This is a genomic window from Thermocatellispora tengchongensis, assembly GCF_014202315.1.
In the GTDB taxonomy this organism is placed as follows: Bacteria; Actinomycetota; Actinomycetes; order Streptosporangiales; family Streptosporangiaceae; genus Thermocatellispora; species Thermocatellispora tengchongensis.
The window spans coordinates 77,691-101,371 of sequence record NZ_JACHGN010000016.1 but is presented as its reverse complement, the minus strand read 5'-3'; the positions used below and the strand labels follow the sequence as shown (position 1 = coordinate 101,371).

Here is a 23,681-nt window from a genome sequence, read left to right as displayed (position 1 = left end):
GCGGCGAACGTACGGGTCAGTCCACCAGGCCGGCGCGGTAGGCGGCGATGGCCACCTGCACTCGGTTCGTGACGGCGAGCTTGGTGAACAGGTGGGATATGTGGCTTTTGACCGTCGCCTGGCTCATGTTCAGACTGGCCGCGATCTCGGCGTTGGAGCGGCCGAGCCCCACCTCGGTGAGCACCTCGCGCTCGCGGTCGGTGAGAATCTCCAGCCGGGCCAGCGCATCACGGTGCCGCCGGATCGGCACGTGGGTGGTGACCCGGTGGATCAGCCGCCGGGTCACCCGCGGGGACAGCATCGAGTCGCCGGCGTGCGCGACGCGCACCGCGGCGATCAAGTCGTGCGGCGAGGTGTCCTTGAGCAGGAAGCCGCAGGCCCCGGCCTCCAGGGCGGTGAAGACGTACTCGTCGGTGTCGAACGTGGTGAGGATCACCACCGCGGGCGGCCGGGCGAGCTCGCGGATGGCCTCGGTGGCGGCCAGGCCATCGGACCGCGGCATCCTGATGTCCATCAGGACGACGTCCGGCCGGAGGCGGCGGACGGCGTCGACCGCCTGGTCCCCGTCCTCGGCCTCCCCCACGATCTCCACGTCGGGCGCGGATTCGAGGATGAATCGCAGCCCGGCGCGGATCAGCGACTCGTCATCCACCAGCAGCGTTCTGATCATGCGTGCCCCTCGCGGATGCGTCCCACGGCAACCGGCCCTCGAGACGCCAGCCTCCCGCATCATCGGGCGCGCTGCGCACCGTTCCGCCGATCAATCGGAAACGCTCCGCCAGGCCGACCAGACCGGCCCCGCCACCGGACGGGTACGCTCCGGGCCTGAGCTCGTTGACGACCGCGATCGTGACGCCGTCCTCCGGGCTGCCGGTCACCGAGACGGTGACGGGCGCGCCGGGGGCGTGTTTGTGTGCGTTGGTCAGCCCTTCCTGGACGAGCCGGTAGGCGGCCCGGGCCGTCGCCGCGGGCAACGGGCCGAGGTCGTCGTGCAGCGTGAGGGTGTTGCCGGCCGCCGCCCACGACTCCACCAACCGCCGCAGGTCGGCGAATCCGGTGTCGTCGTCGTGTCCCGCCCGCAACACGCCCACGATCTTCCGCAGCTCTTCGAGCGCCTCCTGGGCGGTGAGCCGGATCAGCGCCGCCTCCCGCCGAATCCGTGCCGGTTCCGCATCGGCGTTCACCTCCAGCCCGCCGGCGTGCAGCGAGATGAGGGTGACTTTGTGCGCGAGCACGTCGTGCATCTCCCGCGCGATCCGGGCGCGCTCGTCGGCCTTCGCCTGTTCGTCGCGCAGGTGCCGTTCGCTCTCGGCGCGCTCCGCGCGTTCGCGCAGTGATCGGGTGAGCTCGCGGCGAGTGGCGGTGTACAGGCCGGCCAGGAGCACGACGCCGGTGGCGGCCACCGCGGAGAGGAGCGCGCCCGCTCCGAACCCGCCGTTGCCGATCCACTGCTGGGCCAGGAATCCCGCGACGCCGATCGCCGCCAGCGCCGCGAACCGTGCGCCCAGCCGGGTCCCCGCGCCGGAGAACAGGCCGATCAGCAGCGGCCCGGGATTGCCCGACAGCGCGTACCCGACCGCCCCGACGGCGGCGACGACGGCCGGCCGCCGCTCGTGGAACCACACGGCGCTGGAGGCGACCAGCCCGGCGGCGGCGATGACTCCGCGCGGCAGCGGCGCCCACGGTGTCTTGACCGCCAGGACGGTCAGGAACATACAGAACGCCACGGACGCCGCGCTGATCGCGTGCGGGCCGGATGTGACGAGCCGCCGCAGCGCGCTCCGGTCGGGCACCATCGGCCCAGCGTAGCCAGGGCGGCGCCGGCGTCACCTCGGCCGAGCGTCGATGCCTACCGCAGGAAATCTCCGACTTTAGTGTGACGCGGCCATGGATCTGATGGCGATGTGGCCGCACCCTCGCCGACCGCACCCTTGATGACACCTACAACGTCAGGAGTCACGCCGTGTGGCCAGTCACCCTCCCTCGCCTGCTGCTCGTCGTCGTGCTGTCGCTGGGGGTCGTCTCCGTCCCCGCCCCGGCGTCGGCCGCGGACATTCCGGACACCCGTGAGCTGACGGACTTCTTCGACGCCGCGATGGCGCGAGGACTGGAGGCCAACCACGTGCCGGGCGCGGTGGTCTCGGTGGTGGGCGGCGGACGGAACATCTTCAGCAAGGGGTACGGCCTGGCCGACCGCGAGAACCGGACGCCGTTCGACCCCGAGACCTCGCTGGTGCGGATCGCCTCGATCACCAAGCTGTTCACCTGGACCGCAGTCATGCAGCAGGTGCAACAGGGGCGGCTGGACCTGCACGCGGACGTGAACCGCTACCTCACCACGTTCAAGATCCCCGCGACGTACCCCCAGCCGATCACGCTGGCGCACCTCATGAGCCACACCGCCGGATTCGAGGACAGCGCCATCGGCCTGGGCTCCCGGAGCAAGGCCGACGTGCCACCGCTGGGCACGTATCTCGCCGAGCGCCTGCCGGCGCGGGTGCGACCGCCCGGTCTGGTGTCGGCCTATTCGAACTATGGCGCCGCGCTGGCCGGATACATCGTGTCGCAGGTGAGCGGGCAGCCGTACGACCAGTACGTACAGGCGCACATCCTGGACCCGCTCGGCATGCGGCACAGCACGGCCGCCGAGCCGGTCCCCGCCGCCCTGGCCGCCGGCCAGGCTCGCAGCTACGACTACGACGAGGGGACGTACCAGCGCAAACCCTTCGTCTTCGACAACCTCGCGCCCGACGGATCGATCAGCGCCACCGCGAACGACATGGCCCGCTTCATGATCGCCCATCTGCGGAGCGGGCCCCTGCTCGACGAGCCCACCGCCCGTCTCATGCACCAGCGGTCCTTCGCCGCCGACCCGCGCATCGACGGGTACGCCCACGGGTTCAAGGAGCAGACGCTCAACGGACACCGCGTGATCATGCACGACGGCGCCTGGGAGGGCTTCGCGAGCCTGCTGCTGCTGGTGCCCGACGCCGACCTCGGCCTGTTCGTCTCCACCAACGGCGTCGGCGGCATCGACGCCGTCACCGAGCTCCTGCCCGCCTTCTTCGACCGCTTCCTCCCCGGCGATCGCGCCGCGCCCGCCTCCTCGGGGAGGACGGCCGCTCCCGTGGCGGGCTTCTACAAGCCGACCCGCAGCGTCGAGTCGACCATCGAGAAGGTGCTCACGCTGACCGGCTCGTCCCGGCTGCGGATCGAGGACGGCGGGAAGCTCGCGTTCCTGGGCAAGACGTGGAGCCCCCTGGCGCCGGGGCTCTACCAGCAGGACGGCGGGTGGCAGCGACTGGCGTTCGTCACGGACGGCGCCGCCACGTACGCGGCCACCGACGGTCCCGCCTACGAGCTCATCCCCTGGTGGGACACTCCCCCGGCCAACCTCGTCGTCGTCCTGACGTTCGCCGTCACCGCCTTGACCGCCGTGCTCGGCCTGCCGCTGACCGCCGCGATCCGGCGGCTGCGTAGGCGTCCCTCGCGGACGTCCCGCGCCTGGCGGGCCGGACGGCTCCTCGCCGGCCTGGCCGGCGCCGTCGGGCTGGTGTTCATCGTCCTGTTCACGCTGATGCTGACCGGCGAGACGAGCATCCTGTACGGGGTTCCGGACTCCCTCCGGGCCCTGCTGCTCCTTCCCCCGCTGTTCCTCGCCCTCACCGTCGCCGCGATCACCACCACCGTCATCGGCTGGAGGCGGCAGGGCCCCGGCGTCCTGGCCCGCGGCCACCAGGTGGTCCTGCTGGCCGGAATGCTGGCCCTCGTTTGGTTCTGCCGGCACTGGAACCTGCTCGGCTGGCAATTCGGCTAGACGGCCTTGACCTGATTTGATGTCGAGCATCGAACTGGCCTTCACCCGGCCGCCGAGAAGCCCGTCGCACCGGCCCGGAGCGCGACGCCGTTCGGCGCGAACGCCGTGCTGCCGGCACAGGTATGGTCGCCCGCCGACTGAACTCAGAGCCGACCCCCCGCCGCGGGTGCCACCGGCCGCCGGGCCCGGTCCTGCTCCCCCGCGGTAGCCGCGGGGCGACATGGCATCAAGCGGCGTCGAGGGCTGCGGTGATCTTGCGGATCATGTCCGCCAGGACGGGGCTGGGCCGGCCCTGGTGAGTACGGGCGGCTGCTTCGACGGCGACGACGACGGTACTGCGGAAGTTGCCGGCCTCTGCCGGAGCCTGCTGCTTGAGCAGGCTCATGGCCGCCGTCAGAGCCGGCAGCACCAGGTCGGCGAGTTCGGCCACGGACTTGCCGCTCAGGTTCACCCCCTTGGGCCACTCGGCCAGCACGTGCCCGACCAGGCCGGTCGCGGAACCCAGGGCGATGGAGCCGTCGGTCGCGGCCCGGTGCGGCTTGCCGGTCGCGTCAGCGGCGACGATCAACGAGACGGCGCCGTAGGCGGCGGTACGCAGGGTGATCTTGTCCTGGGCGGTAAGGGTGATGGGCATGGTGGTCTGCCTCCTTTGGATCGGTTGCGAAGGGCAGTCGAACGGACGGATTGTGGGAATGCGGTCCTGCTGGTCGCCCGGGGTCTCTCGCCTGCTCAGGCCGGGTCGGACCGCCGTCATTGGCACGGGACGGACACGCCCACGGACCGGATCGCCCGCCAGACCGAACCGGTGGCAATGCCGCACGGTCTTCACCCTGACAACGGGCGAAGGCCGCTGCCTGGCTGGATCGTCAGTCCGCCGGTCAGGTCGTCAGGGCCGGCCGCGGTCGAGGGCGGCGACCTCGCGTACGGCCTCGGCGACGGCGCGGAAGTCCTTACGCAGGATCGCGGCGTGGTTACTGGGGACCTTCGCGCTGATTCGGATGTTCGGGTTACGGGCGGTCACCGCACCGAGGCCGGCGCGGATCCGTTCCTGCTCATCACCCTTGCTTCCGAAGGACACCCCCGAAGCGACCACATACCGCGCCGGGACGGTGATGCTGTCCAGCACGGGGCCCAGCTCGCGCTCGCGGGCGATCAGGCCGAGCTCGATGTTGCTGTTCGCGATCTGTTCGGCGGTCATCCGCGGGGTCAGGCCCGTCGGGCGCAGTAACGGCAGGATCCACCTCATCCGCCGAAACAGCTTCCGGATCCGCTGCTCCATGGCCTCATCGAGCCAGTCGTAGGGCTGGGCGCCGTCAACCAGGACCGCGCCCACGGTACGGCCGGGATTCCGGCTGGCCCAGTGCGCCGCGACGAACGCTCCGTAGGACCAGCCCACCAGCAGCGCCCGGTCCACGCCCCGGGCCGCGAGAACGGCATCGACATCCCGGACGTTCGTCTCGAACGAATAGTCCGCCGAACGCTTCGACTTGCCGCGGGCCCGCATGTCGTAGGTGATGTGCCGCCACTCCGTCCCCAGTTCGGCGATGACCCGCCGCCAATACCCCTGAGTGGCGGTGTGGCCGTTGAGGTAGACCACAGGGATACCGGAACCACCGGTGTCGGTGACGGCCAGGGCGGTATCGCCCACCGGCACCATGCCTGTCCACTTCGAGTGCATCGAGGAAGCGCTGTTCTTCGTCATGTGGTCCACAATGACCCCAGGCACTGATGCCGGGCCGTCGCCGTACTGACACGGCCGCTGACACGACACCCGCATCAGACCCGATCGCCGCCCGGCCGCCGCCACGGTGACGTTCCGGCCGGCAAGGACCGCATGGGACGGATCCCCTGCCCGGCACACTGCGGGACTTAGTAGGCGTTGACGAGCACGACGTAGACGGCCGTGCCGACCCCGACGCTCAGGATCGTGCGGCGGCCGGAGGCGACGTGGACGCCCGCGGTGAGCGCGACCGCGAGCAACGCGTACAGCGTCACGCGCGGGTCGGCGGCGATGGTGCCATGCAGCGCGGTCACCGCCAGAATGGCCAGGATGCCGACCAGCATCCACGCTGGCGGCGGCGAGGGCGTGGCGTGCCAACAGCAGGGCGAGGAACAGCAGCAGCGCGGTGAAGATGGCCATGTCCGGGGTGACGATGAGGGCGACGCTCACGCTCGCCCCCGGCGAGCAGCGCCGAGCCGATCTCGTCGCGAAAGCGGAAGGCGTCCAGGGTGAGCACGGTGAACAGGGCGCACAGGGCGAATTCCAGGCCCTTGATCGGCACGGGCAGGACCGCGCCGATGGCGAGGCCGGCCAGGCCGCCGCCGACCCAGTAGGCCCGGGCAGGGAATCTGCATCGCCAGCAACCCGGTCGCCGAACGCTCGGCATCGGGCAGCGAGGCGTTGACGGCGTACGCCTCGTCGATCATCGCCGAGCTGTCGTCCGGGTGGCCGTCGCCGACCTGGCCGCCTACGAGGCGTTCTTGAGTCAGCACGTCATGACCATCCCGCGCACGTGGGGCATCACCTCGCACTTCACGATGAAGACCGTCAAGCCACCGCGGTGAGCCGGCGCTGCCGCGGAACGCAGCGCCAACGGCTGTCCAACAAGCCGGCGACTCCGACGGAGCCCTTCGCCCGTCGTCCTGACGGGTCATCACCACCGGTAAAGAGGAACGGGCGGCACCCCGGGAAGCGGAGCGGCTGACCATGAGCGGGCAGGGGACGCGCCGCCGAGTAACGCTCGCCCACGCGCTTCTCGATCAGCTTCCGGCCGATGGCGTTGCGCCCGCTCTCGCCGAACTCAAGCAATGCTGACCAGCAGCGCCATAGCAGCCCGAGACCCTTTCTGCCGCATCCCGGCGGCGCCCGGTCAGGAGCCGCCGGAGCCGGTCGCCGCGGGGTCCGGACACCACGCCACCTGCCGCTACCCGACCTGTTCCGCGCCACCGTCGGGACGCAAGCGCAGTTCGGCGGCGATGGCGCGCTCCCGTAGCGCGGCCGCCTCGGCGAGGGCGGCGTCGAGCTGGGCGCGCAGGTCGGCGCAGGTGGCGCTCTGCAGGGCGTGTTCCATGCGCAGCCGGTCGCGTTCGGCGGCGGCCTCGCGTTCGCGCTGTTCGGCCTGGGCGATGCGCTCGGCGGCGGCGTGGCGCTCCTCTTCGAGCCGCTGAGCGGCCGTACGCACCTCGCGCTCGGCCCGTTCGGCCGCCTGGACGGCCTGCGTGCGCAGGGCGGCGATCTCGGCCTCGGCCGTGGCGCGTTGCGCGGCCGACTCGGCCAGGGCCTGTGACCTGGCCTCCTCGGCGGCCTCCGCACGTGCCACGGCCCGGTCCCGCTCCGCCTCGGCGGCCTCGGCGCGAGCGGCGGACGCCGCCGCGGCCTGCTCGGCGTCCAGCCTGCCTCGCTCGGCGGCCTCGGCGCGGGCGAGGGCGGCGTCGCGTTCCTCCGCGGCCTGCCTGGCGGTGTGCCGGGCCTCCCCGGCGGCGGCCTCCGCCGCGGCGGCGACGGCCTCGGCGGCTTCTACCCGCTCGTTCATCTCCCGTACGGCGGCGTCGCGGGCGCGCTCGGCCCGCTCGGCCTGCTCCCGCGCCTGCTTGGCGGCCTGCTTGGCCCGCCGCTCGGTGGTGGCCGCCTCTCTCAGGGCGGCCAGCGCCTGCTCGCGCGCCCTCTCTGCGTCGCCAAGGGCCATCTCGCGTTCGGCGTCGGCCTCCTCGGCGCGGGCGCGCATCTCATCGCGCTCCCTGCGGGCATGCTCGGTGGCCTCGCGGGCGAGGCGGACCTGCTCGAAGGCCTGCTCCCGCTCGGTACGCGCGATGGCCACACGCGTGTGCGCCTCGGCCTGCACCGCACTGATCCGCGCCTCCACCCCCGCCGGGCTCAGCTCCTGGGCCAGCGCGTCGGCCAGGGGCGCGATGGCCGCCGCCAGCCCCTTCTCCATCCGCTCATACAGCTCCTCGGCCCGGGTCAGCGCCCCCTCCAGCCCGGGGGTCGCCCGCCGCATCTCGCGCTCCCGCTTGGCCGCCGCCTGACAGTCGCCCTGCGGACAGTACTCCCTGGGCCGCCCCCTCCCCTGCCGCCGCTCGATGACCGCCCCGCAGTGCTTGCACTGCCCAACCCCACTGTCGATCTCCGTCGCCACACGCGCACCCTACCATTTTCTGTTTTCCAGAAAATCAAAAACAGAAAATCGTGTCTGTTGCGTGGCGTCGCCCGCCAGCAACTACCGAGAATGGCAATTCCCGCAAGTTACTCTGCGTCGACGGGTGATTGGGGGCAGTCGCCGCAGCCGACTCCTACACCTACCTGCGCCGGTTCACCTCGCTCGAACGTGCTGGCCGCGATCGACTTCCAGGGCGGGCCGGGCACGGGCGAGCTGATGGAGGCGGTGGCGGTGTTGAAGGAGATGAAGCGCGGCCGGCGACATGGGCACGAAACCGGTCGGCGCGCCCGCGGGCACCTTCCGGCCGCCGAGCCGGCGGATGGCCACTCTCAGGCCAGAAGTCCCAAAGTTTCGGGCGCTTCTATGATGGTCAGCTGCCGCTCAGGGTTGCTTTCCTGGTGCGCGAACTTGTTGATCAGGTCAGCGAGGGCCCGCGACGCTGCAGGACGCGCGGGTCGTCGAGCGGGATCTGCGGCAGCGGCACGGCGCTCTCCTCCAGAGTGGGTCGGGCTGGTCAGCCGTGGTTGCCCTCGGCGGCCGCGGCGGCGCCCTGAGCATCGGCGAGGGTCTTGTGGACGACGCCGACGGAGACTTTGACGCCGGCGGCGATGGTGCGGATGGATTCGCCGCGCCCTCGGCGGGCGAGGATGGCGGCGCGTTTGTCGTCGTCGACCACGGGACGGCGGCCGCCGATCCGGCCGCGTTTGCGGGCGGCTTCGAGGCCGTTCTTGGGGGCCGGCCGGAATATGCCAGAAACGGGCCGCGCCTTCCAACTGCGCGCCGCCCGGCTCGGCGTCACGGCCGCCAGCGACGCCATCGAGGTGCACGGCGGCAACGGCTACATCGAACAGTGGCCGGTGGCCCGGCTCCTGCGCGACGCCCAGGTCAACCCGATCTGGGAGGGCGGCGACAACATCCTCTGCCTGGACGTGCGGCGGGCCATGGTCCGCGAACGGGCCCACGAACCGTTCCTCGACCGCCTGCGCGAGGCCGCCACCTCCGACCTCGTACGGACCCGCGTCGACGACCTCGCCAAGGCGATCTCCGCCTGGTCCGCCCTGGACCCGCCCGTCGCCGAGGCCCGTCTCTACCCGCTCGCCCAGTTCATGGCTGACGTGTACGCCGCCGCCCTGCTGGAGGAGTAGGCCACCTGGGGCTTGGACGACGGCCGCAAGGCGGCGGTGGCCCGCCTGTACGCCGAGACCCACCTCGCCGACCAGGGCCCCCTACGCGGCCTCGACCGCCCGGCGGAGGAATTGGACCTGTACGACGACCTCGCGGAGGGATCCGTCACCCTCTGAACCGGTCGCTATCCATGCCCCTTCACACCCGCAGCACGGTGACCTGGCGATCGGCCGGCGTGACCCCCTGCTCGAAACCGCCCCCTTCCTTCCAGAGCGTCGCCGACGTTGGCGGCGGGCACCTCGCCGAGGCGGCGGATGTCGTCCGGCGACGTGCGATCCCGGCTATCGGCGACGGGCTGGCTGCGGAGACGAACACGATGAGCTACCCCGTTCTGAGTGAGACATGCTTCTCATATGAGAACTATGATTCAATGGGCACGGTCTCGACGCGTGGCTGACCCGCGCAACGCGCCCCTCCCCGATCTGATGGAGTCCTCGATGTCTCATTCCGACCCGGCGAGGGCCCTGCGGACACTTCCCGACCGAGAGGTGACATCATGCTGTCCGACACCCATCCGAACGCCTTGTGGCTGGCCGAGCTGTACCGAGGCGGCGCGGCGATCACGACCGATCCGAGCCTCAGTGAGGACGAGCGGCTCCTGCGGCAACAAGAGCACACCAGCAAAATGATGGAGCGGATGTCTCCGGACATGGTGATTCACACCGGCGGCGTGCGTCTGGCGGCGACCGGAGGAATGGACTTCTTGCGCCGCTACGCCAAGCGGCGGGCGAGTCTCGCCGACGCCAACGTCGAACCCCTCGAGATCGACCAGATCCTCGCCGACGACCATTACGGCATCATCCACGGGACATTCCGCACGGCGCGTGGCGAATGGATCTGGACGCGCGTCGGCATGGGCGCGTGGCGCTTCAGGGACGGTCTGGCCGTTGAGCACTGGGAGCTCTCCGACGGGCCGGTGTGGGACGAATTCTTCCTCGCCGGCGACCCGACGTCGTTCACGGGGTCGGCGCAGGAGTTCTGGACCCGCGGCGTCTGACTGCGCCACCGGTTCTTTCTGCTGCGGGGCCGGGCCTCGCAGCAGGCGGTCTGTAGCCGGCACCATGGATCGGGGGTTGAGCAGCAACCGAACGGCCAGTGGCGTTAGCGAGCCGTTGGGGCTCGGGTTATCGCCACTGGCCGTTCTAATGCGGGTGGTCGCGCTGTGCGGCCTGCAGAGCCCCGGTCAGTCGATGAGGTTCACGGTGCTGCGGAAGGTGGCGGCAGCGGCCTCCAGGTCCGCCAAGGCCTTGCGCCAGCCAACGGCCTCTTCCTCATCCATGTCGACCCAGTTCTGGGCGGCGAACTCGCGGGCGAACTCGCCGACGTGCTCGGCGGTCTCAGCCAGCTTGTTCAAGACGGTCCCTACGCTCATCCCGCCGGAGGGGGTGGTGCGGAACGGGGCACGACGAGGATCCGAACGAAAAGTCCCGTTAGCAGGGCAGCGTTGAGCGGCTTTGCCGTGTCGCAGCTCATGAGGGATGCAGTGGGGTGGCCTGAACGGCTGTGACACGGGCGGCGTACACGCGGTGCGCCTTGCGCTCGGTCGGGCCGGCCGGCGAGGGCGGCGCTCTGTTCCAGCGCGACGCGGTGGAGTGTGAGCGGGGCCGTGATGCGGACCGAGTAGCCGTGGCCGCGACGGATGGTCTGCCCGGAGGCGAGGGCCTGGCGGACGGTTTCATCACCAGTGGTACGCAGGTGATCGGCGAGCAGTCCCGGCAGATCGAGGGTCGCGTCCGGGTCCGATGCGGGCACGCGATGCTGCTCACCGGTGTTGGTCGGCGGCGCGTCGAGCTGGTCGGGCAGGTTCCGGGCGGCTCGCCCACGAAGGAACCCTCTGTTTCGGCCTGGGAGGAGCCGACCGACAAGGAGCGGAAGGACTCGCTGCCTGCAACTACCTGGAGTCGCCATCAACGCCGGACTCCGCGAGGGTCTTGTGGACGACACCGACGGAGACTTTGACTCCGGCGGCGATGGTACGGATGGATTCGCCGCGCTGGCGCCGGGCGAGAATGGCGGCGCGTTTGTCGTCGTCAACCACAGGACGGCGGCCGCCGACCCGGCCGCGTTTGCGGGCGGCCTCCAGGCCGTTCTTGGTCTTGCGCGTGATGTCGCGGCGGCGGTCTTCGGCCAGGGCGAGGGCCAGGTCGAGGATGAGGGAGCGTTCGATGTGCTCGCCGGCCGCTATGCCCTCCAGCACCTTGACGCCGACACCGCGCTGGAACAGGTCGTTGAGGACGATCAGCCCTTCCAGGAGGTTGCGGCCGAGGCGGTCGACCTCCTGGACGGTCAGCAGGTCGCCGTCACGGATGTGGGAGAGCGCGTTCAGCAGCGCGGGCCGGTCGTCGGTGGCGAGTTTGCCGCTGATCTTCTCCTCGAAGACCTTCAGGCAGATGGGGTCGAGGGCGTCGTGCTGCCGCTGGGTGTTCTGCTTGTCGGTACTGACCCGGACCAGGCCGATGAGCGCCATGGAAAGCGCCCTCCGTTCATCAAACGTGCCGTGAGAGGTAGCTGAACACTATTGGAAAATGAACGGCAAGATGAACGCTTTGACGGGATCTGACGGCTCGCCTGGCCACGCTCGGCTCGACGTTCATCTAACGGTCGTTAGATGAACGCCCGGAAGTAGCCGCCGCCGGCGGGAGGGGTCAGATCTCGTCGTCGTCTTCGGCGGCGTCGGGGTCACGCAGGTCGCGGATTGCGCCGGGGGCCAGCTCGGGCAAGGCAAAGGTGTAGGTGCCGTGGACACCGAGGTGGGAGTGGACGAACGGGGACAGCCGGGCCATGTCCTCCTCCCGGACCGGGTAGCCCTGGGCCTTGAGTCGGCGGACGGCGGCGTCCAGGTAGACGGTTGTCCATAGGGTGACGCAGTTGAGGACAAGCCCGAGGGCGCCGAGCTGGTTTTCCAGGCCGCGTTCGTAGCGATGGTAGAGCTCGCCCTTCTTGCCGTGGCAGATCTTGCGGGCGAGGGAGTGGCGGTTCTCCTGGAGGTTGCGGATGTCCTTGATGTCGCGGCGGTAGCTCTCATCGACGTCGATGAACTGCAGGATGTGCAGAGTCTTGAAGATCCTGCCGTAGGAGGCGATCGCCTCGCCGAGCGCGGTGGGGTGGCCATCACGCTGGAGCATGGTGACGACGTCGTAGGCCCGCACGGTGCCGGTGTAGATCGAGGCGACCACCCGCAGGATGTCCTCCCAGTTCCGCCGGATCTTCCGTAGGTCGATCTTTCCCCGGGCGAAGGCGCCCAGCGGCCCATATTCCGCGGACGCGTTGATCCGCCAGCCCTTCTGATCGGGCAGATCCGCCAGCGCGGGCCGGTAGGAGATCCCGAGCAGCTCCAGCAAGCCGAAGACCAGGTCGCTGTAGGAGCCGGTGTCGGACACGACGATCTCGGGGAGATCACCGCCGTCCAGGCCGAAGATGACGTCGACCATGTGCAGGGAGTCGCGGATCGTTCCCGACACAACCTTCGCGCCGCGTCCCATGCCGCGGTCGTTCATGGCGTTCAGCCAGGTCATTCCGCGTTTGGAGCCGAAGTACTTGCGGTTGGGGCGGGCAAACGCGGCGGGGACCGGGACGACGAACCGCATCCCGTCGACCGCGGCGACCAGGCCGCCGCCCCACGCCTGGGCCAGCGACAACCCGGCCTGGCGGGCGACCAGCGGCGCGTTCGCCGGCGCCAGGGTCTCGGGCCGGAAGTAGTTCTGATAGATGTGCGACAGTCGCGACCGTTCCAGGGAGGGCACGCCCTTCTTCGCGATCGGCCGGTAGCCGACGTTCATGGAGTGTGCGGCCAAGCAGGCCGCGATCGAGACCGGCAGGTCCTCCAGCCGGGACCGGCCTCCCGACACCGCGGTGAACGCCTCCGCCAGCTCGGGCACCCAGGACATGACCTCCAAGATCACCTCGGGCAGCTCCACGCGCGGCAGCATCGCCGTGGTGCGGGCCCGCAGATCCACCAGGGACGGCGGTTCCTCGATCGCCTTCACCCCGGTCAGGTGGATCTTCCCCGCCCCGTCGACCCGGACGTCGGGGTTGGCGGTCAGGCGTCCGCCGACCTCGCGGAGGGCGGCGTCCAGGGTGGCCGAGTGCTCGGCCAGCAGCGCGTCGGGGTCGGTGGGGAGGCTGAGCGCGGTGAGCGCGTCAGGCCGGATCGCCTCCCACTGGGCGCCTTCCAGCAGCTCAGCCTGGGGGTTGCGCCACTTGGTGGAGGCGTCGGCGTGGATTTCGCGGCGCTTGAGGCCGCGCCAGAACCGCTCCAGCACGCAGAAGGCGTAGGCGTGCCGGTTCACCGAGCCGTCCTCGCGGATCGGGTGGCCAAAGACCAGGCGTTTCCACGGGCTGTTCACCATGCCGGCGTCGACCAGGCGGCCGGGGATCAGCGGGGCGGGCAGGCGGCTGCGGTAGGTCAGCACGTCCGGCAGCGCCTTCATCGCCTCCAGCACCGGCGTCCCCTCGGCATTCGCGCCGAACTCGATCACCTCGGGCAGCACCTTCAAGAACCCCGACACGGTGGTGTACCGGCCCAGCAGCTCGGCCCGCCAGTCGTCGGGGTCGGCGGCGTCCGCCGGCGGCACGCTTTCGTTCACCAGCACCAGCGCCGCGCGCAGATCGGCGCGGGAGATGACCGTCTCGATCGCCTCCCACACCTCCGCCACGCGGACCTCCTCGTCCGGGCCGCCCCAGCCGTCGGACTCAAACAACGCCTCCACCGCGACCGCCAACCTGGCCGCGGACTTCGCCAGCTTCGGGTGCTTGCGGACCTTCTCCTTGTCAGAGGCGTTCTGCGCCTTGTTCACCAGCTCGGTCGCCATCAGCAGATCGAGCAGTTCCAGGGTGTCGTCGACCGACTTGCCCTCCAGGTGCCGGACCGTGGCCAGCAGCGTGGCCAGTCGGCGGCCGTCCGGATGACGGCGCAGCGCGGAGGCGTCTGCCCGCATCCCGTACTTGGCCAGCTCTCCCAGCCGACGCGGCGGCACCAGCGCTTCGGCCCCCAGGCCCGCAAGCTCCAGGCTTTCGATGTCCGACCGCTGCCCGCCCGTCAGCAGCCCTTCCAGCACACCCCACAGCCGCTTGGTCGTGTCGTCTCGGATCTTCGCCACCAGCCGGGCCAGCGTCGTCACGCCCGGCAGCAGTACCTTCCGCTCTCGCAGCCACCCGATCCCGTCGGTGAAGATCGCCTTCGGTCCGTCGCCCGATGTCCAGGAACGGGCCGTCACCCACGCCGCGAACTCGCCGTCAACGTCGGTGAAGTCCTTCCACCCATACGCCCGCCGGATGTCCCGCTGGTGATCGAACGGCGTCTCGCGCCGCTCGGCGTACCGCTTCACCTGCGAGGGGTCTTCGACCTCCAGCTGCTCGGCCATGAACTCCAGCACCACACCCGGCACATCCAGCGGGTCCTCAAGGAACGTCCCCAGCCACCGCACTGTCACCAGCTGGAGCGCGAACCCGAGCCTCATGTGCTGACCGCGCCGCTGCGCGACCTGCGCCCGGTCCTCGTCATCGAGGAAGAACACTCGCTCCAGATCCGCCCGCGACGGCGGCCCCGCGAATCGCCCGTACGCAGCAGCTTCATCATCCGTCAAAAACTCCACCGGCATGCCCGCAAAGTAGGGCCAACCGGCAGACGGATCACCTAGAGCGATGGAACCGTTACAAGATGCTTGCCTATTCGACGCTCCACCCGGATTGGAACGACGAGTGGCGGTAAGCCGCGCACCGCCGCCTTGCTAACGCCACTGGCCGTTCCATTGCTGCTCGACCCCCGGTTCTGCGCCGGGCGCGGTCGGACGGGGCAGTTCGATCCAGAGCGTGCCCGGCTTGCGGACGGCCGGGGTCGCCACGGTGAGCGTCTTGGCGAGCGCAGGCACGAGCCGGAAGCGGGCGGTGTGGTACTGGACGGCCACCTTGCCCTTGCCGGTCCGGCAGGGCGAGCCGGCAGGGGCGGCGCAGGAGGTCATCGGACAGGCGTGGGCCTCCACACAGAGGTAGTCGTCGTCGCGCCCCCCGGAAGTGTTTCATGGGAGCGTTTCAAATGACTATCTGTTTGCACCGACCTATGAAACGATGTGCGTCCTGGACACGCCCGGCCGCGACACGTGTTTCATAGGCGGTCGCTTATGAAACACGCGCTGCTCGAGACCGCCTACGTGTTCGGTATCCGCGCCTCTAAAGTCTGCGGCCTGCACGACGAAGTGGCACCAGCTGAGGAATCTTCGTGATCATGATCCATCCTCAGCGCCAGCGGCTGTCCACAGGTCACTCGTGTCCGGCGACGCTGGGTCCGACCTGGCGGGCGGTGTGAGCGAAGGAGCGGATCAGGTCGGTTTCGGTGGCGGTGCGCCACAGCAGCGCCCACCGTGCTGGAGGTGCGTCGCGAATCGGTATGTAGACGATGTCGGGCCGGGAGTGGTAACGGCTGGCATGGGAATGCACGAGCGCGACGGCTTCGCCGTTGGACAGGATCGGCAGCAGTTCGCTCTCGGCGGTGACGGCCGGCCCCACGCGGATCGGCCGCCCGCCGGGGGTGTGGCTGGGGACGAGGGCCTGCCGCCAGTAGTCGGGTTTGGCACCGCCGATGACGATCTCGTCGGCCAGGTCCTCGTACGACACCGTTTCCCGTTGGGCCAGGCGGTGGCCGGCGCCGACGGCAAGGACGACGGGCTCGACGCGGACGAGTGGCCCGACGGTGAGGTCGGCCTCCCTGACCGGCAGCCAGGCGATCTGGATGTCGACCTCCCCGGCCCGCAAGGGCCCGAACGGGTCGCCGAACCCGACGTAGCGGATCTGTGCCTCGCACGCGGGATGCCGGGCGTGGAACCCGTCGAGCAGCGGCCGGAAGTCCTGGACATTGCTGGAGAGCATGCCCAGGCGCAGCACCTCGGTCTTTCCGCCGGCCGCGCGGATGGCGCGCTCCAGGCTTTCGTGCAGGCCCCGGTACATCGGCCGCAGGTCCTCGAAGAGCTGCCTGCCGATCGGCGTCAGCGCCACGGCCCGGTTGTTGCGTTCGAACAAGGCGGCGCCGATCCGGCGCTCCTGCTTCTTGATCGCCTGACTGACACGGGCAGGTGTCACGTGCAGCCGCTCGGCGGTCCGGCCGAAGTGCAGTTCCTCGGCCAGGGTTAGGAAGATCTCGATGTCCCGCAGCTCCACACATGCTCTTTCGTTGTTAAGCGAGAGGTTAAGGCACCTTATCGGAGCCGGAGTTGTCACCGGTGCCGGCTTGCGGCCAGGCTGGAGGGCGTCCGTAGAGATCACGATGGCTGGTGGTGCTCGCCGGGCTGCCGGATTTTCCGTTTCTGGGGAGGCACTCTGCACATCATCACCTCGGCCGTGTCGCTGAACGTCGACGACCTGGCGGCCTCCATCAATTTCTTCACCACGCATCTGGGCTTCCACGAGTCGGTGGCGGCCACAGGCTTCGTCACGCTCACCCGTCCAGACAGCGCCGACATCGTGTTGGTGGCGCGCGGCAGCCGGATGCTGCCGGGCAGCGTCCGCGAGCAGCGACCGGCGGGGGTCATGGTCTACTTCGGCATCTCTGACGTCGTCGCCGAATACGAACGATTGCGCCGCGAAGGCGTCCCCATCGCGGCACCGCTGCGGGAGGAGCCCTGGGGCGAGCGGCTCTTCCAGCTCACCGACCCCAACGGCATCGTGATTCAGTTCGTCGAATGGGTCCCGCCCGCTGGGGCGTAGGCGTACACACAGGGGCGCCGCACCGGCGCCACGACCCACAGGCCCCGCTGATGGGGAGCCACGGTGAGTGCCCATGACCCCGGCCTGCGACGTCTGGCTGCGGCCCGGATCAAGCCGCAGTGAATCATGAGGCCCGGCGGACGGCCTCACATCCTCCACACAGAACCCGCGAACCTCGCTCCAGGCAGAAAGGAAACCGTTCATGACAGCCTTGGTCCCCGCCGATCCGACCGTGGTGCACCCGATGCCCGGCCAGCCCCGAGTGGTGCTGCTCAAGCCGCTGGTCACCTCGCCGCTGATCGAGGTCGGGGAATTCTCCTACTATGACGACCCGGACGACCCGACCGCGTTCGAGACCCGCAACGTGCTGTACCACTACGGGCCGGAGAAGCTGGTCATCGGCAAGTTCTGCGCGCTCGGCGAGGGTGTGCGGTTCATCATGAACGGCGCCAACCACCGCATGGACGGCCCTTCGACGTTCCCGTTCCCGATCATGGGCGGCTCCTGGGCCGAGCACTTCGACCTCATCAGCGCTTTGCCCGGCCGGGGTGACACCGTGGTAGGCCACGACGTGTGGTTCGGCTACCGGTCCATGGTGATGCCCGGCGTCCGCATCGGGCACGGCGCGATCATCGCCTCCGGCGCCGTGGTGGTCGACGACGTGCCCGACTACGGCGTCGTCGGCGGCAACCCCGCCCGGCTCATCCGCCGCCGCCACAGCGACGCCGACATCGCCCGGCTCCTGGCGGTGGCGTGGTGGGACTGGCCGCTGGAGCACATCACCGCGCACGTCCGGACGATCATGTCCGGCAGCGTCGACGACCTGGAGCGTGCGGCTTCCGCGCTGCCGCACCTCTGATCCAACCCGTACCAAAGCACGACAGAATCGGTTCATCAGCATGCCTGCTTCGTCCCACCTCGACCCGTTCACCGGCTGGCTGCGCGAGCACGCCATCCCGCTCGGCCACCTCGACCCCGAGGCGCCGCTGGACGACCTGGAGCCGCTGCGCGCGCTCATCGGCGACGCGCGCGTTGTCGCGATCGGCGAGAACTCCCACTTCATCACCGAGTTCGCGCACCTGCGGCAGCGCATCCTGCGCTTCCTGGCCGAACGCTGCGGTTTCACCGTCCTGGCCTTCGAGTACGGCTTCAGCGAGGGCTTCCCCCTGGACGCCTGGGCCCAGGGCCAGGGCACCGACGACGACCTGAAGGCCCTGCTCGACGCGACGATCCCGGTGGGCGTTGAGGAGCCGCTGCGCTGGATGCGCCGGCACAACGCCACCGCCGGGGTGCCGATGCGGTTCGCCGGCATCGACATCCGGGCCGCCGGCGGCTCCCTGCTGCCCGCCCTGGCCCCGGTCGCCGACTACCTGCGCGACATCGACCCCGAGACCCTGCCGGCCATCGAGCAGGCGATGCGGATCGCCGGATCCTTCGCCGGCGCGTCCGCCGCCTCGGCCGCACCGGCCTGGACCCGTCTGCCCGCCGCCGAGCAGGACGCGCTCAGCGCTCTGCTGATGCGGCTGCTGCTGCGTTTCCGTGCCGTCGAGGTGCTGTACGTCTCCCGCGGTGACCGGCACAGCTACGACCTCGCGCTGCGCCGCCTGGAGGCCGCCTGCCACGCCGACTACGGTTTCCGTGCCATGGCCGGCCTGTACGCCGGCACCGGTTGGACCGCCGACACCTCCGGCCGCGACGTCTACATGGCCGGATCCGTCCAGTGGCACCTGCGACGCTCCGGCCCCGGCGCCCGCATCGTGCTGCCGGCCCACAACGCCCACATCCAGAAGACGCCCGTCTCCTTCAACGGCCGGCTCACCGGGTTGCCGATGGGCCAGCACCTGCACCACGCCCTCGGGGGAGACTACGTCGCGCTCGCCCTGACCAGCATCGGCGGGCACACCGCCGACATGCGCCCCGACGAGAACGCCCGCTTCGGCTTCGCCATCGACGACACCCCGCTGCAGCCGCCCGAGCCGGGCAGCGTCGAGGCCGCCTTCGCCGAGGCCGGGCTCGGGCTCAGCATCGCCGACCTCCGGCAGGCGCCCCGCGAGGCTCCCGGCCCCGACCGCTACCGGATCCAGAGCGCCTATCTGCACACTCCCGTCCTGGACGCTTTCGACGCCGTCCTGACCGCCCCGTCCTCGACCGTGGCCGACCTGGGAAGCTGACACATCGCCTGGTGACCCGTCGCCATCCCATCCCGCCATGCTGCCCCTGATTCAGGCCCGCACCACCATGCCGGCGGAGCCGCCCGGGGGATCATCGGCCGGGCCCGGGATCGGCGGACCGGGGAATAGCGCCATGCGCACGCTGACGACGCTGGCGACGCTGGCGACGCTGGCGACAACGACGAATGACGAGGAATGACGAGGAAAGCAGACAAGTGACGAACGCCGATGTGATCATTGTGGGGGCCGGGCCGACCGGCCTGATGCTCGCCGCCGAGCTGCGGCTGGCCGGGGTGCGGCCGCTGGTGCTGGAGCGGCACCCGCGCCGCCGGGACACCCCGAAGGCCGGCGGCCTGGGCGGGCAGATCCTGGAGCTGCTGCGCTACCGGGGCCTGCTGGAGCGTTTCGAGGCCGCCTGCCCGGGACCGCCGCCGGCGCCCCGGTTCCCGTTCGGCGGCGTGCACCTGGACTTCACCCGGCTCCCCGATCCTCCGATGCACGCCCTGCCGCTGCCGCAACAGGAGCTGGAGCGGCTGCTGGAGGAACGTGCCGCAGAGCTGGACGTCGAAATCCACCGAGGGCACGAGGTGACCGGCATCCGCCAGGACGACGCGGCGGTGACGGTGGACGTGCGCGGCCCGGACGGGCCGTATCAGGTGCCCGCCCGCTACCTGGTGGGCTGCGACGGCGCCCGCAGCCGCGTCCGTGACTGGGCCGGCATCGGCTTTCCGGGCACCGTCTACCCGGAGGTCAACCGGCTGGCCCAGGTCACCCTGCCCACCGCGGTGACCGTGCTCGGCAACGGCGACCTGGACGTCCCCGGCTTCGGCGTGGTCCGCGCCGGATTCACCCGCACCGACCACGGCCTGTTCGGCCTCGGCTCCGCACCCGGCGCCACCAGCGTCTCCCTCTACACCATCGAGGACGAGACCACCGAGTACGACGACGACGTCCCCATGACCGTCACCGAACTCCAGGACAGCGTGCACCGCGTGCTCGGCGCGCACCTGCCGATCGCCGCCACGACCCGGCTGTCCCGCTTCACCTTCAAGGCCCGCCAGGCCGACCACTACCGCAAAGGCCGCATCCTGCTGGCCGGGGACGCGGCCCACCTGTTCCCCGCCACCGGCGTGGCACTCAACACCGGGATGCTGGACGCGGTCAACCTCGCCTGGAAACTCGCCGCCGACCTGCACGGCCGGGCCCCGCTCGGCCTGCTGGACACCTACCACACCGAACGCCACCTCGCCTCCGCCCGCACCATGCTGCACACCCGCGCCCAGGTCGCCCTGCGCCGCGGCCACGACGCGGCCGCCGAAGCCCTGCGCGAGATGTTCACCGAACTGCTCACCGACGAACAACCCCTACGCCGCATAGGAGCCCTCGTCGCCGGAAGCGACCTGCGCTACCCCACGCCCGGCACCAACCACCACCCACTGACCGGCGCCTTCGCCCCCGACCTCACCCTGCACACCGACGAGGGCATGACCAGCGTCGCCCGGCTCATGCACCCCGCCAGGCCCGTCCTGCTCGACCTCGCCGACCGCCCCGACCTGCGCGAGGCCGCCCACGACTGGAAGGACCGCGTCGACGTCCACACCGCCAGGACCGACACCCGGCCGGCCGACGCCCTGCTGATCCGCCCGGACGCCCACATCGCCTGGGCCGCGCCCCTCGACGAACCCGCCGCAACAGCCGCGCCTGCGCTGCGAGAAGCACTCTCCACCTGGTTCGGCCCGAGCTGACCTCCACTCCGGCCCGCCCCGGCTGAGCCCCGGCCGGATCCCGCGCCACAACGGTGGCCCGCGCGGCGCGCGGGCCACCGTTCGCTTGCGCATGCTCATGACACCAACCCGCGCGAGCGATCAAGCGGCCAGCTCGACGTCGGCGAAGTCGACCTCCTTCAGCAGGGGATCGAACGGATCGGGCCGATGACGTAGGTCGTCGGTGGCGTACGCACCGAAGCGGCTGATGTGGGCGCGCAGGTAGGGCGCCATCCGGCCGAGCTGATCGGCGGTGATGCTCCAGCCCTCGGCGACCAGCTGCCGCACGATGTCGGAGATGTCCAGGGCGTTGTGGGAGACGACCAGGTTGGCCAGCAGCGTGTTGAACTTGATCAGTTTTTCCTGCTCTTCGGGGTCGTTGTCGGCCAGCACCCCGCCGAAGCCGAGCCACTTGGAAAAGCCGTTGTAGGACGCGACCTTGTTCGTCGCCGCGGTGACGCGCGCCCGCAGCGCCGGGTCGGCCAGATACCGCAGCAGGGCGACGGTGCGCACGCTGCGGCCGACCTCACGGAAGGCCTTGTAGATGCGGTTCTTGCGGGAGTTGGACCGCAGGCGCCGCATCAGCGTGGCCGAGGACAGGCGGCCCTCGCTGATGGAGATCGCCACCTGCATCAGGTCGCCCCAGTGCCTTTCGATGAGTTTCCAGTCAATGACGTGGCGGCCGCTCTCGCCGAACAGCTGATCGATGTGCGGATAGGCGATCTTCTCCGAAGCGCGGAAGAAGATCAGGTCCTTGAAGTTGCGGATACGCGGCATCAGGTCGAACCCGAATAACGTGGCCAGGGCGAAGACCGGAAAGTTCTGGCCCTGGGTGTCCGGTTGAACGTCGATTTGCCGTCCGGCCCGACCACGAGCAGACCCTCCATCCGGGCCCGGCCGGCCTCGCCCATCCGCTGCACGATCGTGGCGAAGATGGTGGCGTTCACCTCGGCGCGGATGCTGGTGGCCAGGTCCTCCAACGTCGTGTACCCGAGCAGCTCCAGCCGGAGCCGGAGCAACTCCTCGATCGCCACGTTGATCAGGTCCGCCGGGTTGTTCTTGGCCTGGGCCGCCTTCCGGATCGCCACCGCGGCGATCGCCCGGGCCCGGCCCGCGTCGTACTTCACGCCCTGACGCTGGCGCACCAGCTTGCGATGCGCCTTCGCGCTCGGGGAGGACCCATGGCCCGGCCAGACATCCTCGGCCAAGTCCAGGCAGCGCCGGACGTGGTCGATCACCACCTCGGGAATCTCGTCCGGAGACGGGAAACGCGCCATCTTCTGAAAGCACTTCAACGCCAGCACCAGCGCGAAGCACGACTCCGGGCTGCCGGTGCGCTGTTCGGCCCACGCCACCTCCTCCGGCGACGGCGTGAAGAACACGTGCAGCCTGGCTGCAGCAGACGGCACTCCAGCTCCTTGACGAACACCGCGCACTTGGACGTCGCCCCCTCGATGTCCACCACGCCCTGCGGCGCAGCCTGCTCGAATCGCTGCTGCTGCGCCTTGCCAACGCCCCCGGCATCACCCCCACGGGTGCGGCGACGACCGGCACGGCCCGTGGTGATACCTACGGCCGGTTCGTGGACGCCCTGGAGCTGCACTTCCGCGAACTGCACCGGGCGGCGGACTACGCCGAGCTGCTCGGCTGCTCGGTCCGCACCCTCAGCCGCGCCACTCGAAACGCCACTGGCAAAGGGGTGCGTGACCTGATCGACGAGCGGCGCCTCCTTGAAGCCCGGCGCCTGCTGGGAAGCGCCCGGTGGGACGCCCGGAGTGTGGCCGCCCACCTCGGCATCACCGATCCCGCGAACTTCGGCCGCTTCTTCCGCGACCGCACCGGCATCACCCCAGCCGCCTTCGCAGCCCGCGCGCTTACGACCGATCCGTGAGCGGAGTGCGGCGCCCCGAAGGCTCGCCGCTCAGTCGTTCAGGACAACGACGTGCTTGCCCGGGATGGCGCCGGACTCGACGCCGGCCTGGGCGTCACCGACCTGTTCCAGGCCGTGGTAGACCTTCGCGACCGGGGTCGTGAGGCGCCCTTCGACGAGGGCCTGGAGCCGGCGGGCGAAGAGGTCGGACGGCAGGTCGGCGGCCTCGCCCGCGTAGCTGGTCAGCCGCACCCCGCTCGGGATCATGAACGGGGTCAAGTCGGGGATGGACCACCCTCCCGCCGGAGCGCCGGTGAAGCATACGGTGCCGTGCACCCGTGTGCCGCCGCTTCAACTGATCTCGACGGACGCGCCCGCGGTCAGGTGGTCATAGCGGGGCCCGATGCCGCCCAGGAAGCCGCCGACCATTGCGGTGCCGATCTCGTTGAGGGCGCCGTCGTGGACGGCGTAGGACTGCCGCGGGGCCACCGCGCGCACGTAGTCGATGAGCTGCCCGGTGGTGGACCAGGGGCCGTGTACGGGCAGCAGCAGGGTGTCGACGGTGGCGTCCGGGACGGTGAGCGCGTCTCCGGGATGGAACAGGGCGTCGTCGAGGAGGAAGCCGATGTTGGTGACGCGCGGGATGTCAGGATGGATGAGGGCGTGCCACGTCCCGTAGACCTTCACCTCGAAGCCGGCCGCGGTGAAGACCTCCCCCTCCCCTACGGCGGTGACGCCCGCGCCGAGACCGTCCAGTTGCCTGGCAACGGAGGTGTTGGTCCAGATCTTCAGGGCCGCGTTGTCCTGAACGGCTCTCCGCAGGGCCTCCTCCGAGAAGTGATCGAAGTGCTCATGGGTGACCAGGATCGCGTCGACGTCGTCAAGCGCCTGCGGTTCGGTCAGGCCGCCCGGGTCGATGACCAGGCGGCGGCCGTCCTTCTCGACGCGGACGCAGGCGTGACCGAACTTGGTGAGATGCATGTCCCCGACCCTTCCAACTATACAACCAAGCTGTACAAC

Annotated in this window: 26 protein-coding genes and 1 pseudogene; 11 read left to right on the top strand and 16 right to left on the bottom strand. The window is 70.2% G+C overall.

Features of this window, described 5'->3' with window-relative positions; genetic code table 11:
- Positions 1-16: 16 nt before the first annotated feature.
- Together HNP84_RS32880 and HNP84_RS32875 are read right to left on the bottom strand one after the other, a co-directional pair.
- Positions 17-670 carry a response regulator transcription factor gene (locus tag HNP84_RS32880; RefSeq protein ID WP_185053840.1) on the bottom strand — a complete coding sequence of 218 codons (654 nt, stop codon included), beginning with the start codon at positions 668-670 and terminating at the stop codon, positions 17-19.
- Positions 645-1,796, bottom strand: coding sequence for a sensor histidine kinase (locus tag HNP84_RS32875; protein WP_185053839.1), 1,152 nt, complete (start codon positions 1,794-1,796; stop codon positions 645-647). The genes HNP84_RS32880 and HNP84_RS32875 overlap by 26 nt, the downstream gene beginning before the upstream one ends.
- Before the next feature lie 167 nt (positions 1,797-1,963).
- Between HNP84_RS32875 and HNP84_RS32870 the strand changes: the two genes are divergently transcribed.
- Entirely contained in the window at positions 1,964-3,817 is a 1,854-nt protein-coding gene (locus tag HNP84_RS32870) for a serine hydrolase domain-containing protein (RefSeq protein ID WP_185053838.1), read from the top strand.
- A gap of 226 nt (positions 3,818-4,043) precedes the next feature.
- On the opposite strand, the gene HNP84_RS32865 is transcribed toward HNP84_RS32870, so the two are convergent.
- The 3 genes from HNP84_RS32865 to HNP84_RS32855 all read right to left on the bottom strand — a co-directional run bounded on the left by HNP84_RS32865 (position 4,044) and on the right by HNP84_RS32855 (position 5,881).
- Entirely contained in the window at positions 4,044-4,451 is a 408-nt protein-coding gene (locus HNP84_RS32865) for a hypothetical protein (RefSeq protein ID WP_185053837.1), read from the bottom strand.
- Positions 4,452-4,703: 252 nt separating this feature from the next.
- Positions 4,704-5,519 (bottom strand): alpha/beta fold hydrolase, encoded by an 816-nt coding sequence (locus HNP84_RS32860; protein ID WP_185053836.1) that lies wholly within the window; start codon positions 5,517-5,519, stop codon positions 4,704-4,706.
- Between the two features lie 167 nt (positions 5,520-5,686).
- The gene (locus HNP84_RS32855; protein ID WP_221337055.1) at positions 5,687-5,881 is read right to left on the bottom strand and encodes a hypothetical protein; all 195 of its coding nucleotides are present in this window, start codon (positions 5,879-5,881) and stop codon (positions 5,687-5,689) included.
- A gap of 381 nt (positions 5,882-6,262) precedes the next feature.
- Here HNP84_RS32855 and HNP84_RS32850 point away from each other — a divergent pair, with 381 nt between their 5' ends.
- Entirely contained in the window at positions 6,263-6,382 is a 120-nt protein-coding gene (locus tag HNP84_RS32850; protein ID WP_221337054.1) for an Lrp/AsnC ligand binding domain-containing protein, read from the top strand.
- A 359-nt stretch (positions 6,383-6,741) separates the two neighbouring features.
- Here HNP84_RS32850 and HNP84_RS32845 read toward each other — a convergent pair whose 3' ends face one another.
- Together HNP84_RS32845 and HNP84_RS32840 are read right to left on the bottom strand one after the other, a co-directional pair.
- Positions 6,742-7,953: a coiled-coil domain-containing protein gene (locus HNP84_RS32845; protein WP_185053835.1), complete on the bottom strand. Its 1,212-nt coding sequence runs from the start codon at positions 7,951-7,953 to the stop codon at positions 6,742-6,744.
- 535 nt (positions 7,954-8,488) lie between these two features.
- A complete protein-coding gene (locus HNP84_RS32840; protein ID WP_185053834.1) occupies positions 8,489-8,650 on the bottom strand; it encodes a helix-turn-helix domain containing protein in 162 nt (53 codons plus the stop codon).
- 70 nt (positions 8,651-8,720) lie between these two features.
- Between HNP84_RS32840 and HNP84_RS32835 the strand changes: the two genes are divergently transcribed.
- The 3 genes from HNP84_RS32835 to HNP84_RS32830 all read left to right on the top strand — a co-directional run bounded on the left by HNP84_RS32835 (position 8,721) and on the right by HNP84_RS32830 (position 10,156).
- A complete protein-coding gene (locus HNP84_RS32835; protein WP_246519024.1) occupies positions 8,721-9,119 on the top strand; it encodes an acyl-CoA dehydrogenase family protein in 399 nt (132 codons plus the stop codon).
- Positions 9,120-9,131: 12 nt separating this feature from the next.
- Positions 9,132-9,275, top strand: coding sequence for a hypothetical protein (locus tag HNP84_RS53780; RefSeq protein ID WP_246519023.1), 144 nt, complete (start codon positions 9,132-9,134; stop codon positions 9,273-9,275).
- A gap of 380 nt (positions 9,276-9,655) precedes the next feature.
- On the top strand, positions 9,656-10,156 hold the full coding sequence (locus tag HNP84_RS32830) for a nuclear transport factor 2 family protein (RefSeq protein WP_185053833.1): 501 nt from the start codon (positions 9,656-9,658) through the stop codon (positions 10,154-10,156).
- Between the two features lie 186 nt (positions 10,157-10,342).
- On the opposite strand, the gene HNP84_RS32825 is transcribed toward HNP84_RS32830, so the two are convergent.
- The 5 genes from HNP84_RS32825 to HNP84_RS32805 form a co-directional block, all read right to left on the bottom strand.
- The gene (locus tag HNP84_RS32825; protein WP_185053832.1) at positions 10,343-10,513 is read right to left on the bottom strand and encodes a hypothetical protein; all 171 of its coding nucleotides are present in this window, start codon (positions 10,511-10,513) and stop codon (positions 10,343-10,345) included.
- A gap of 537 nt (positions 10,514-11,050) precedes the next feature.
- Entirely contained in the window at positions 11,051-11,626 is a 576-nt protein-coding gene (locus tag HNP84_RS32820; protein ID WP_185053831.1) for a recombinase family protein, read from the bottom strand.
- A gap of 178 nt (positions 11,627-11,804) precedes the next feature.
- Positions 11,805-14,759, bottom strand: coding sequence for a Tn3 family transposase (locus HNP84_RS32815; protein ID WP_185053830.1), 2,955 nt, complete (start codon positions 14,757-14,759; stop codon positions 11,805-11,807).
- A 129-nt stretch (positions 14,760-14,888) separates the two neighbouring features.
- On the bottom strand, positions 14,889-15,140 hold the full coding sequence (locus tag HNP84_RS32810; protein ID WP_425586066.1) for a zinc finger domain-containing protein: 252 nt from the start codon (positions 15,138-15,140) through the stop codon (positions 14,889-14,891).
- 277 nt (positions 15,141-15,417) lie between these two features.
- Positions 15,418-16,311, bottom strand: coding sequence for a LysR family transcriptional regulator (locus tag HNP84_RS32805; protein WP_185053829.1), 894 nt, complete (start codon positions 16,309-16,311; stop codon positions 15,418-15,420).
- A 180-nt stretch (positions 16,312-16,491) separates the two neighbouring features.
- Here HNP84_RS32805 and HNP84_RS32800 point away from each other — a divergent pair, with 180 nt between their 5' ends.
- The 5 genes from HNP84_RS32800 (at position 16,492) to HNP84_RS32780 (ending at position 20,773) form a co-directional block, all read left to right on the top strand.
- On the top strand, positions 16,492-16,857 hold the full coding sequence (locus tag HNP84_RS32800; RefSeq protein ID WP_312926315.1) for a VOC family protein: 366 nt from the start codon (positions 16,492-16,494) through the stop codon (positions 16,855-16,857).
- 202 nt (positions 16,858-17,059) lie between these two features.
- A complete protein-coding gene (locus HNP84_RS32795; protein ID WP_185053828.1) occupies positions 17,060-17,716 on the top strand; it encodes a CatB-related O-acetyltransferase in 657 nt (218 codons plus the stop codon).
- A gap of 40 nt (positions 17,717-17,756) precedes the next feature.
- The gene (locus HNP84_RS32790; RefSeq protein ID WP_185053827.1) at positions 17,757-19,028 is read left to right on the top strand and encodes an erythromycin esterase family protein; all 1,272 of its coding nucleotides are present in this window, start codon (positions 17,757-17,759) and stop codon (positions 19,026-19,028) included.
- 37 nt (positions 19,029-19,065) lie between these two features.
- The gene (locus HNP84_RS32785; RefSeq protein ID WP_185053826.1) at positions 19,066-19,227 is read left to right on the top strand and encodes a hypothetical protein; all 162 of its coding nucleotides are present in this window, start codon (positions 19,066-19,068) and stop codon (positions 19,225-19,227) included.
- 16 nt (positions 19,228-19,243) lie between these two features.
- Positions 19,244-20,773 carry an FAD-dependent monooxygenase gene (locus HNP84_RS32780; protein WP_312926312.1) on the top strand — a complete coding sequence of 510 codons (1,530 nt, stop codon included), beginning with the start codon at positions 19,244-19,246 and terminating at the stop codon, positions 20,771-20,773.
- A gap of 120 nt (positions 20,774-20,893) precedes the next feature.
- On the opposite strand, the pseudogene HNP84_RS32775 reads toward HNP84_RS32780, so the two are convergent.
- Positions 20,894-21,628, bottom strand: a pseudogene (locus tag HNP84_RS32775) (Tn3 family transposase); the annotation flags it as partial.
- On the bottom strand, positions 21,568-22,200 hold the full coding sequence (locus HNP84_RS32770; protein WP_312926385.1) for a DUF4158 domain-containing protein: 633 nt from the start codon (positions 22,198-22,200) through the stop codon (positions 21,568-21,570). The gene HNP84_RS32770 and the pseudogene HNP84_RS32775, both read right to left, overlap by 61 nt.
- 173 nt (positions 22,201-22,373) lie before the next feature.
- On the opposite strand from HNP84_RS32770, the gene HNP84_RS51450 reads away from it, so the two are divergent.
- Positions 22,374-22,682, top strand: a complete 309-nt coding sequence (locus tag HNP84_RS51450) for a helix-turn-helix domain-containing protein (RefSeq protein WP_221337051.1) — start codon at positions 22,374-22,376, stop codon at positions 22,680-22,682.
- Between the two features lie 30 nt (positions 22,683-22,712).
- On the opposite strand, the gene HNP84_RS32760 is transcribed toward HNP84_RS51450, so the two are convergent.
- Positions 22,713-22,940: an MDR/zinc-dependent alcohol dehydrogenase-like family protein gene (locus HNP84_RS32760; protein WP_221337050.1), complete on the bottom strand. Its 228-nt coding sequence runs from the start codon at positions 22,938-22,940 to the stop codon at positions 22,713-22,715.
- Positions 22,941-23,012: 72 nt separating this feature from the next.
- On the bottom strand, positions 23,013-23,642 hold the full coding sequence (locus HNP84_RS32755) for an MBL fold metallo-hydrolase (protein ID WP_185053823.1): 630 nt from the start codon (positions 23,640-23,642) through the stop codon (positions 23,013-23,015).
- Between the last annotated feature and the right edge of the window lie 39 nt (positions 23,643-23,681).